Here is a 9,299-nt window from a genome sequence, read left to right as displayed (position 1 = left end):
TAGTCAGAAAATACGATTTCATTTGGTTAACTACTTACCTGTTTGCCAACTGAAATAACAAGATCATAATATGTTAACAGTTAATAAAGAGAGTTGGCTGATGTCAGAAAGAAAAGGAACAGGCATTAAATCAGTGGTGTTGAGTGCGCTGTCTGCTGCATTCGGTGTTCAGAAAAGGGCGAATCTGGAAAGGGATTTCCAGCAGGGAAAGCCAGCGCACTACATCATCGCTGGTATCGCCGGAACCGTACTGTTTGTTTTGATACTTTTATTTGTGGTGTATGTCGTCACTCAAAACACTTAAGCTTTTACTGAGAACTGACCCAGTATACCGCCGTCGCAACAACCAGCATTATCAATGCAACAGCCGCAATGGCATCAATTGTACTGTCTTTCATTATTTATCTCCTTGATACTGTCAAAAAGGGCACATATCGCCCCAACTCATTTAAATTAGCGAAACCTTGACCAACCATCAACTTATTGCACCCCTTTGATTTATTACTTTTTAGCCTACTTTTATTAATAAATAATAGTTTTACTTATAAGTAAAAATCAGTATTCTTCCCGTGTCCCAGGTTTCTGACCTGCTTCCTGGATGTGGCTAATCAGACGAACAATTCATGTATAAATACGATGATTACGACCAGCAGATAGTCGATGAGAGAGTCCTGCAGTTCAGGGACCAGACTCGTCGTTTTCTCGCTGGTGAGTTGCCAGAAGATGAATTCCTGCCTCTTCGTCTTCAGAATGGGCTTTATGTACAGCGCTTTGCCCCCATGCTACGCATAGCGATTCCCTATGGCATGGTGAGCAGTACACAGATACGTAAACTGGCCTACATTGCCAGACGTTACGATAAAGGGTATGTCCACTTTACCACCCGGCAGAACCTTCAGTTGAACTGGCCAAGGCTGGAAGAAGTACCGGAAATTCTGGAAGAGCTGGCCTCTGTCGAAATGCATGCTATTCAGACCAGCGGCAACTGTATCCGCAATACCACAACAGACCAGTTTGCTGGTGTAGCGCACGATGAGATTATTGATCCCCGCCCCTGGTGTGAAATTATCCGGCAATGGTCCACTTTCCATCCGGAGTTTGCTTATCTCCCCAGAAAATTCAAGATTGCGGTTTGTGGCAGTGAACAGGATCGGGCAGCAACACAGGTGCATGATATCGGCATTCATGCTTTCTTAAATGAAAATAATGATGTTCGATTTAAAATCCTGGCTGGTGGTGGTCTTGGGAGAACACCCATGGTGGGCTCGGTTATCAAACCATCCCTTGAGCCAGAGCACCTCCTGAGTTATCTGGATGCAGTACTGAGAGTTTATAACCGTTATGGACGGCGGGATAACAAGTACAAGGCCCGAATCAAAATTCTGGTGAAGGCTCTGACACCTGAGGTTTTTGCAAAGCAGGTTGAAACTGAGTGGTCTCACCTGAAAGAAACCGATGCCCGGCTTCCCCAACAGGAGATTGATCGGGTTCAATCTTTTTTTACTGAGCCTGACTACGAAAAGCTGACCAATATCGACTTGACTGACCTGGCTTTATCAGCTGAGCCGGATTTTCAACTGTGGCTCAGACGAAATGTCCATCCCCATAAAAAGCCGGGGTATAGTGCTGTCACTCTGACTCTGAAGGCAACGGCTGATGCTCCGGGAGATGCCAGTTCCGAGCAACTGGAAGCGATCTCAGACCTTGCTGACCGGTTCAGTTTTGGTGAGCTCAGAGTGAGCCACGAGCAGAATCTGATTTTTGCCGATGTTCCCCAAAGCAGACTTCATGAACTCTGGCTGACACTGAAACCACTGAATCTGGCAACACCTAACCAGGGTCTGCTTACCGATATGATTTGCTGCCCGGGAGGCGACTTCTGTGCACTGGCTAATGCCCGCTCCATTCCGTTGGCAGAAAGCATTCAGCGACGGTTTGATGATATGGATTTTCTCCATGATATTGGCGAACTGGATCTGAACATTTCCGGTTGTATGAACGCCTGTGGTCATCACCATGTCGGTCATATCGGCATTCTCGGTGTTGATCGTAAAGGTGAAGAGTATTACCAGGTTCAGGTCGGTGGTTCATCCGGGCATGACGCGTCTCTGGGCAAGATTCTTGGACCCTCTTTCAAAATGGATGAAGTGCCGGACATCATCGATAAAATCCTGAAGACCTACGTTGAACTCCGCACTCCGGAAGAGCGTTTTATCGATACCTGTCGACGGGTTGGTGTGCAGCCATTCAAGGAGAAGGTTTATGCCAAAGCTGCTTAAGGATCAGCAAATCAGTAATGATGACTTTCAGATTCTGCAGCAGGATCCGGAAGAGCCCGTATTACCTGATGGCAATGTGCTCTTCCATGTGTCGTCAATTGATCAGGCGGTTAAAACCAATGGCCTGCATAAAGGTCAGGTTGGCATCTGGTTTGACAGTGACGACGAACCTGAAACGGTGGCCAATGCCCTGAACCAGTTTGAAATCATCGCCGTTAACTTTCCCAGGTTTATGGATGGTCGTGGCTACTCTCTGGCCCGTTTGCTTCGGGAGCGCTTTGATTACCGCGGTGATATAAGAGCCATAGGCGACATTCTTGTGGATCAGCTCTATTACCTCAAGCGCTGTGGATTCAGTAGTTTCAGATTAAGGGAAGATCAGAATCCGGATTACGCCCTGGCGGCTCTGACCACATTTAGTACGGACTATCAAACCGCTGCCGATAAATTACCACCTGTGTATCGGTTGAGGCATCAGCTCTGACCACAGTTTGGAATCTCTTCCTTAATAGGAAGAGATTTTTCCCTTCTTCTGCACGAAAACCAAACTGTTGGTTATACTGTCCTTTCCATAAATAATCCAAGAATGAGCCTGAATGATGGAAAGCGGTTCCCTGCTCTTCTCTTTTTTTCTTATTTTCACCGGGACAGCGATTCTCGCTACCGGAGCCTTGTTCACCCGCCAGCCCCTGCTGGTAGCCTATATAGCCCTCGGTGCCATACTCGGCCCGTTTGGACTGGAAGTGGTTAATGACACCAATCTCCTCAATGATATTGCCCATGTTGGCATCATCTTCTTGCTGTTCCTTCTCGGGCTGGACATGCAACCAAGTCACCTTGCCCATCTGCTCAGGAAAACGGCTACCGTTGGCTTACTAAGCTCATTTATCTTTGCCTTGACGGGCTATGGACTCGGGCTAACATTTGGCCTGCCCCAGAACGAGGCGATCATCATTGGAGCAACCATGATGTTTTCCAGCACGATCATCGGCATTAAACTTTTGCCAACCACCGTGCTGCATCACAGGCATACCGGTGAGATCATGGTCAGCCTGTTGCTTTTGCAGGATTTGATGGCCATTATTGCACTTTTGCTGCTATACAATCTGAATCCGTCGCACAGTGCTAACTACAACGAATTGATCATGGCCTTTATTGCCCTGCCAGCCTTGATCTTCACCGCTATTATGCTGGTCAAATACCTGCTGCTGCCATTGATGGTCCGCTTTGACCGTTTTCATGAATATCTGTTTTTGATGGCCCTGGGCTGGTGTCTTGGCTTTGCGGAGTTAGCGCATAGCCTGAACCTCTCCTATGAAATTGGTGCCTTTATTGCCGGTATCAGTATTGCCACCAGTCCAATCGCCCAATATATAGCCATCAATCTTAAACCGTTACGAGATTTTTTCCTGGTGCTGTTCTTCTTTTCTATCGGGGCCAGTTTCAATCTTGACTTGCTTGCCCAGGTACTTTTTCCGGCAACGGTGATGACCGGGGCTGTTATCCTGATCAAGCCGTTAGTTTTTGGTTTTCTGCTGCGCAAGGTCAGTGAAAATCGGTCCACAGCCTGGGAAGTCGGCTTTCGATTAGGTCAGACCAGCGAGTTTTCAATACTGATAGCGGCTTTTGCCAGCGGACAGAATCTGATTGGCGAGATTTCAGCGCATATTATCCAGGCAACAGCGATACTCTCACTGCTGGTATCTTCCTACATCGTCGTGTTCCGCTTTGAATCCCCTATTGCCCTGTCAGAACGCTTGAGAAGGGATTAAGACGGATATGGAGCAGAATAATTAATTCTGGGCCATCTGCCGTCCCATAAAGTGTGGGCCATCAATCACCAGGAGAATTTTCCTGCGGGGAACCAGGCTACTGTCATAAGCATCAAGCCAATCAATGGATCGACCATGTTTATCGACAGCAAGAGTCACATTGTTATTAATATCTATGACAATGACTGGCATTTTGGCAACCTGTGCCAGGAAAAAAGTATCTATATGGTCTGAAAAACATCCCGGAGCGGCTATTTCGTCAAGGCCATTAGTTATAGTGGTATTGCCAGCGTCATAACCAACATCACCTTTTAATCTCGCATAGGCTCGTGCCTCGATAGGTGAAAAATGGCTGTTGCCATCTGGATAGAGCTGCTGCCATTCTCTTGCAAAACGGGCAACCTGTTGACGAAGATCTGTTGCATCTCTGGCTATTTCCGGGCATTGGTGGGCTGCTGAATCGTACAGGCAATTACCGTCTCGACTACTTCGATAAATAGTTTCCCCATGCTGCCTCAACAAAGCATCCACATCTGTTTCCTGCATCTGTATATATTCCTCTGGCCCCACTATTTCATAAGCTGGTGGCGGCTCAAAAGGGTCTGCTACAACGAATCCCGGTAATGGCGTGTAGGCCGGGGGAGGCTCGGCAGGAAGGGGATTTGATGTTACTGGAGGCACATGCGCGGCCGCAGTCCCTGCTGAAGCAGGAGGCTCAGCAAAGGCGGAGTATGGAGGTGGTGCCGACCGCACATAAGAATCATAATTTGCAAACCTTGGCGGGTCTACATAAGGAGCAGTGGATGGGGTCGCTGCCGATGGTGGAACATAAGAAGCAGTGGATGGTGGAACATACGAAGCAGTGGATGGCGTCGGTGACGATGGTGGAATATATGAAGCAGTGGATGGAGATGGCTGAATGGGAGCTTCAGGACTAACTGTATCCGCTGAGATGGGCTCTGGCGGCTGTATATCAGATGGTGTCGTTGTGATGTTTCCACCCCTATGGTGGTAAAAATACCCAATGACACACACCCCAAGTACTGCAGTTACAGCACCAGCGGCAATAATCGCAGCCAGGGGGCTGGCAAACAAAGAAACAGCCAGGCCCGCAAGCCCTCCTAAAGCTAAAACGGCCACCCCGGCAACTGCCCGAACGGTTCTGGACTGCGTCCAATGCTTAGTCTCACCGACATTATTGTCATTATGCGACTGATTATGATGGTAACCAGTCGCTACTGATGCTTCAACAGGGTTCATTATTATTGTCCATTTGAATAACTGATAGAGCATTTGACTGCTATTTAGATCTATAGTTCAAATTTAATCAGCGCAGATAAGAACAAAAATGATGAATCCCTGAAGAACCGGGTACTGCTAAGAAAAGAAGCGACTGGTGTTAAACCGTCCCCACCACTTCATTAAGGTGTTATCCAGGGCTGACTCAGCCGCCATCCCCAGTTTGTCGGCAACGCCTTTTTTCATTACATACTCAACCTGTACCAGAACAACCTCATCGACCCTCCGGTAGATATACTCATCACTGGTGCTGATCTCATCAATAAGGTTGAGCGTCAGGGCTTTCTGACCATACCAGATCTCACCGGTTGAAACCTGATCAATATCAACAACTTCCCGTTCAGTCTTGACAAAATCCTTGAATAGCAGATGTGTATCTTCCATATCCTGGATAAATTTCTGCCGTCCTTTTTCGGTATTTTGCCCAAGAACGGTCAAAGTGCGCTTGAACTCACCGGCAGTGTGTAACTCAATATCCACATCATGCTTTTTCAAAAGACGGTGAACATTGGGCAACTGTGCCATTACGCCAATAGAGCCCAGTACCGCAAAAGGTGCTGCAACAATATGATTGGCAACACAGGCCATCATATAGCCACCACTGGCAGCCACTTTATCGACGGTGACCGTCAACTTAATCCCTTTATCGCGGATTCGCTTCAGCTGGGATGCAGCTAAACCATAGGAATGAACCAGGCCACCACCACTTTCCAGCCGGATCACCACTTCGTCCCGCTCTTTATCTGCCAGAGAAAGAACCGCAGTAATCTCTTCCCTCAGCGATTTGACCGCTGAGGCTTTAATATCGCCATGAAAATCCAGTATGAAAACTCTTGGTTTACCCTCTTCCTCACACTCTTTATTCTTTTTGGCTTTTTTCTCCAGCTTCGCCTTTTCCTTCTGCTCTTTGGCTTCTTTTTTCAGCTCAGCCTTATCCAGTAAGGCATGTTTCAAATCCGCCTGAAGGTGCTCGTAGTGTTCATTAAGACGAGTAATCTCAAGATGTCCCTTGTGCATTTTTCTGGCTTTCTGGCCTATTGCTGTCACCAGAGCCACTAAAATCACCACACCGCCAATCAGGGTAAACGTTTTGGCCAAAAACAAAATAAAGTCTGCCAGATACTCCAAAGGGACCTCCTTAGAAAGGCTTGTGAGTTCCAATATCAAAATGGCCTATATGATAACTGATTTATCATTGGCGGGGACTATAAAAAAGTGATGGGTGCCGGAAATTGTTACCGTTAGAGATTCATACAAGCGTTTGAATTTCATTGACACATTCGGCAAATACTCATAACATCCTTTCTGTCTAACCAGAAATGCTTAATGTTAAGAAGAAGGATAAAGAAAATATGAGCACTCCTGCCGAAATCATTGAGTCCATGAAAAGCCGTTTTAATACCGATGCAGCTGCGGGCGTCGATGAGATTTTCCAGTTTGATATCGAAGATGCTGATGCCTACCATCTGATCATTAAAGATGGGGCTCTGGATATTGTTGCTGGCACCCATGACGATCCTAGCGTAACACTGATTATGGACAGTGAAACCATGTCCGGTGTAATGTCAGGAGAAATTGATGGCATGCAGGCATTTATGATGGGTAAGTTGCGTGCTGAAGGCAATATGATGTTAGCCACCAAGCTTGGTGCCTATTTCCCTAACTAATAGACGACTGCTTGTTAACTGTTTGTGAAAAAAAGTTGTCCCCTGATAGACCATCCCAAAAAGCCAGCCCTGGATAACTTGAGGGCTGGCTTTTTTTATTGTCGAAACTCTCTTATATCGGGAAAATCATTGCCATTTATCCAAAAATAGCTACCGCTCATCTCGAATAACGTGAGAAATCAGGTGAGAAAAGATATACAATCACTGACTTTTAATAATAACAATAACGCCATCAGCACCATCGATGAAAAAAATGGATGAAAAGATAAGAGAGTTCATACCTGAAAATTCTGCTGGCTTTACTTTGGTAGAATTGATCATCACCCTGACCGTTCTAAGCATTCTGTCGTCTATTGCCTATCCCTCCCTTACCGAGAGTATTGCCAATAATCGGGTTCGCAGTCATGCCGAAGAGATACAGAGCATCCTGGCATTTGCCCGCTCAGAAGCGATCACCCGTGGTACTGATGTTATTATCTCACCGGATAATGGCTGGGCAGGAAGTAATGGCACGGTAACCGCCAATGGTGTCACCATAATGCAACTCCCTCCCCTTTCGGGTACCGCAGTCAATTCCACTGCCGCACAGTTCAGCTTTGATGCACGGGGGCTTTTCACCGGTGCCAATGTTTTTATCAATGATGCCAAAGCTTCTCATACTGCAATATTAAGTATTGATGGTGGTGGCGCTGCATCACTATTGGTAACCGGAAAGGTTCAGGAACAGGTTGAGACAGAAACCGGCAAAACCCAGGAAATAAGTGATGAACAGAAATAACGGCTTTACCATGATTGAAGTGCTGGTGGCCATGATCATCATATCAGTGGGATTGTTAGGCATTGCCGGTCTCGTGGTTGAGTCCCGAAAGAACATTGTTGAAGTACAACAAAGATCCATTGCCTTACAACTGGCTGAGGATCTGTTAGCCCGTATTAATGCCAATAATTCCGGGCTGGCCAGCTACAACGGCGATATTGCTGCCGCACCAGCCCAGCCAGCAACCCTGTGCGACGGGGCGAATTCTAACTGTGCACCCGCGCAAACAGCCGCCTTTGACCTCTGGCAATGGGGCTCGGCTCTCTTTGGTAATGAGGTGCAAACTGCTGCAAACACAGGCGCGGGTGGTCTCATTTCACCAAGGGCATGCATCAACATCAACAATACCGACGTGACCCTGACGATTGTCTGGCGGGGAAAATTTACCCGCCCCGATACCAGGGCAGCGGTTACCTGCGGAGACGCAGATGCAGGCTATCGATCCACAGCGGATAATGATCTTCGTCGGGTCATGGTGATACAAACCACAATCGGTTAGGTGCAGTACATGGATGTGAGGAAAGTCATGATAAAAAAACCGCGGGCCATCGGCAGTGATAAAAAACAACAGGGGTTTACCCTGGTTGAACTGATGGTCGCTGTCACCCTTTCGCTATTTCTGCTGGCTGGTGTGGCCGTTCTCTATCTCAACACCTTTACCGCCCAGCGTGACAGCAGTGCCATGATTACTCTCAATGATAATGCCCGCACAGCACTGGCCATCATCTCCCGTGACCTTCGCTCTGCAGGGTATATCAATGGCTTGCCGCCAGAGAGCATCAATCAAAATGGTCTGGCGGTTAGCGATGATTGCACTGGCATTGCTGCGGCCCTGACCCCTTCCCCCGCATTTATGGCCGGACGGGCCAGTAACGATATTTTCGGCTGCGCTGCCGGGCAGCCCGGAGATTATACCGCCGATGATGGCCTGCCTTCTGATTGGCTGCTATTCCGGGGGGCAATTGGCGAAGTGGTGACCAATCCAGCGGCAGACACTAACTACCTGGTCGCCAATACTCAGGAAGGCCACCTTTTCCGTTCTGCCAATGCGCCATTAATTTCCGCTGACCAGGAGATTCGGGAATATCAGTTCAGCCTGTTTTATCTTCGGGATAATCAGCTGAGGCTGACCCGTCTTGTCAATGACGCCCTGGTTGAAACCACACTGGCCAACAATATCGAAGCCATGCGCGTATTTCTGGGCATTGATGATAATGGCGATGGTCAGGTAAACCGCTATCAGGGAACACCAGCCAACACTAATAACTGGACAGAGCAACAATGGAATGACGTACAAAGCATCAAACTTTACCTGCTGGCTACTACCGATCAAATCAATGGCTTTGAAGATTTTCGTACCTACCAGATGGGCGACATTACTGTTCAGCCCAATGGCGATAACCGCAATCGTCGTTTAGCCAGTACCACCATATTTCTCTATAACCAGACCTATCGGTGACCGGGG

11 protein-coding genes are annotated in these 9,299 nt (G+C 47.6%); 9 read left to right on the top strand and 2 right to left on the bottom strand.

The window, feature by feature from the left end; translation table 11 throughout:
* Window positions 1-70: 70 nt before the first annotated feature.
* From CX664_RS05730 to CX664_RS05715, 4 genes are all read left to right on the top strand, one after another.
* Window positions 71-304, top strand: a complete 234-nt coding sequence (locus CX664_RS05730) for a DUF2970 domain-containing protein (protein WP_241698162.1) — start codon at window positions 71-73, stop codon at window positions 302-304.
* A gap of 319 nt (window positions 305-623) precedes the next feature.
* Window positions 624-2,279 carry a nitrite/sulfite reductase gene (locus CX664_RS05725; RefSeq protein WP_101745815.1) on the top strand — a complete coding sequence of 552 codons (1,656 nt, stop codon included), beginning with the start codon at window positions 624-626 and terminating at the stop codon, window positions 2,277-2,279.
* Window positions 2,263-2,763 (top strand): DUF934 domain-containing protein, encoded by a 501-nt coding sequence (locus CX664_RS05720; protein WP_101745814.1) that lies wholly within the window; start codon window positions 2,263-2,265, stop codon window positions 2,761-2,763. Before CX664_RS05725 ends, CX664_RS05720 begins: the two co-directional genes overlap by 17 nt.
* A 115-nt stretch (window positions 2,764-2,878) precedes the next feature.
* Entirely contained in the window at window positions 2,879-4,051 is a 1,173-nt protein-coding gene (locus CX664_RS05715) for a cation:proton antiporter (protein WP_163370983.1), read from the top strand.
* A 21-nt stretch (window positions 4,052-4,072) separates the two neighbouring features.
* Here CX664_RS05715 and CX664_RS26235 read toward each other — a convergent pair whose 3' ends face one another.
* Window positions 4,073-4,597, bottom strand: a complete 525-nt coding sequence (locus tag CX664_RS26235; protein ID WP_101745812.1) for an OTU domain-containing protein — start codon at window positions 4,595-4,597, stop codon at window positions 4,073-4,075.
* Window positions 4,598-4,716: 119 nt separating this feature from the next.
* On the opposite strand from CX664_RS26235, the gene CX664_RS26230 reads away from it, so the two are divergent.
* The gene (locus CX664_RS26230; RefSeq protein WP_101745811.1) at window positions 4,717-4,989 is read left to right on the top strand and encodes a hypothetical protein; all 273 of its coding nucleotides are present in this window, start codon (window positions 4,717-4,719) and stop codon (window positions 4,987-4,989) included.
* Window positions 4,990-5,428: 439 nt separating this feature from the next.
* Here the strand turns inward: CX664_RS26230 and sohB are convergent, their stop codons facing one another.
* Entirely contained in the window at window positions 5,429-6,478 is a 1,050-nt protein-coding gene (sohB, locus tag CX664_RS05700) for a protease SohB (protein WP_101745810.1), read from the bottom strand.
* 224 nt (window positions 6,479-6,702) lie between these two features.
* Here sohB and CX664_RS05695 point away from each other — a divergent pair, with 224 nt between their 5' ends.
* The 4 genes from CX664_RS05695 to CX664_RS05680 all read left to right on the top strand — a co-directional run bounded on the left by CX664_RS05695 (window position 6,703) and on the right by CX664_RS05680 (window position 9,293).
* Window positions 6,703-7,017 (top strand): SCP2 sterol-binding domain-containing protein, encoded by a 315-nt coding sequence (locus CX664_RS05695; protein ID WP_101745809.1) that lies wholly within the window; start codon window positions 6,703-6,705, stop codon window positions 7,015-7,017.
* 244 nt (window positions 7,018-7,261) lie between these two features.
* Window positions 7,262-7,795: a GspH/FimT family pseudopilin gene (locus CX664_RS05690; protein ID WP_101745808.1), complete on the top strand. Its 534-nt coding sequence runs from the start codon at window positions 7,262-7,264 to the stop codon at window positions 7,793-7,795.
* Entirely contained in the window at window positions 7,782-8,333 is a 552-nt protein-coding gene (gene pilV / locus CX664_RS05685) for a type IV pilus modification protein PilV (RefSeq protein WP_101745807.1), read from the top strand. The genes CX664_RS05690 and pilV overlap by 14 nt, the downstream gene beginning before the upstream one ends.
* Before the next feature lie 27 nt (window positions 8,334-8,360).
* The gene (locus tag CX664_RS05680) at window positions 8,361-9,293 is read left to right on the top strand and encodes a PilW family protein (RefSeq protein WP_180966386.1); all 933 of its coding nucleotides are present in this window, start codon (window positions 8,361-8,363) and stop codon (window positions 9,291-9,293) included.
* Window positions 9,294-9,299 lie beyond the last annotated feature (6 nt).

Source organism: Endozoicomonas acroporae (genome assembly GCF_002864045.1).
Lineage (GTDB): Bacteria > Pseudomonadota > Gammaproteobacteria > Pseudomonadales > Endozoicomonadaceae > Endozoicomonas > Endozoicomonas acroporae.
The sequence above is the reverse complement of the archived record's forward strand: the minus strand, read 5'-3'. Positions and strand labels throughout refer to the sequence as shown.

Coding starts and splice junctions, on each gene's coding strand:
- CX664_RS05695 (WP_101745809.1), top strand. CDS start 6,703: ATGAGCACTCCTGCCGAAATCATTGAGTCCATGAAAAGCCGTTTTAAT.
- CX664_RS05730 (WP_241698162.1), top strand. CDS start 71: ATGTTAACAGTTAATAAAGAGAGTTGGCTGATGTCAGAAAGAAAAGGA.
- CX664_RS05720 (WP_101745814.1), top strand. CDS start 2,263: ATGCCAAAGCTGCTTAAGGATCAGCAAATCAGTAATGATGACTTTCAG.
- CX664_RS26230 (WP_101745811.1), top strand. CDS start 4,717: ATGTTACTGGAGGCACATGCGCGGCCGCAGTCCCTGCTGAAGCAGGAG.
- CX664_RS05690 (WP_101745808.1), top strand. CDS start 7,262: ATGAAAAAAATGGATGAAAAGATAAGAGAGTTCATACCTGAAAATTCT.
- CX664_RS26235 (WP_101745812.1), bottom strand. CDS start 4,597: ATGCAGGAAACAGATGTGGATGCTTTGTTGAGGCAGCATGGGGAAACT.
- pilV (WP_101745807.1), top strand. CDS start 7,782: ATGAACAGAAATAACGGCTTTACCATGATTGAAGTGCTGGTGGCCATG.
- CX664_RS05725 (WP_101745815.1), top strand. CDS start 624: ATGTATAAATACGATGATTACGACCAGCAGATAGTCGATGAGAGAGTC.
- CX664_RS05680 (WP_180966386.1), top strand. CDS start 8,361: ATGATAAAAAAACCGCGGGCCATCGGCAGTGATAAAAAACAACAGGGG.
- CX664_RS05715 (WP_163370983.1), top strand. CDS start 2,879: ATGGAAAGCGGTTCCCTGCTCTTCTCTTTTTTTCTTATTTTCACCGGG.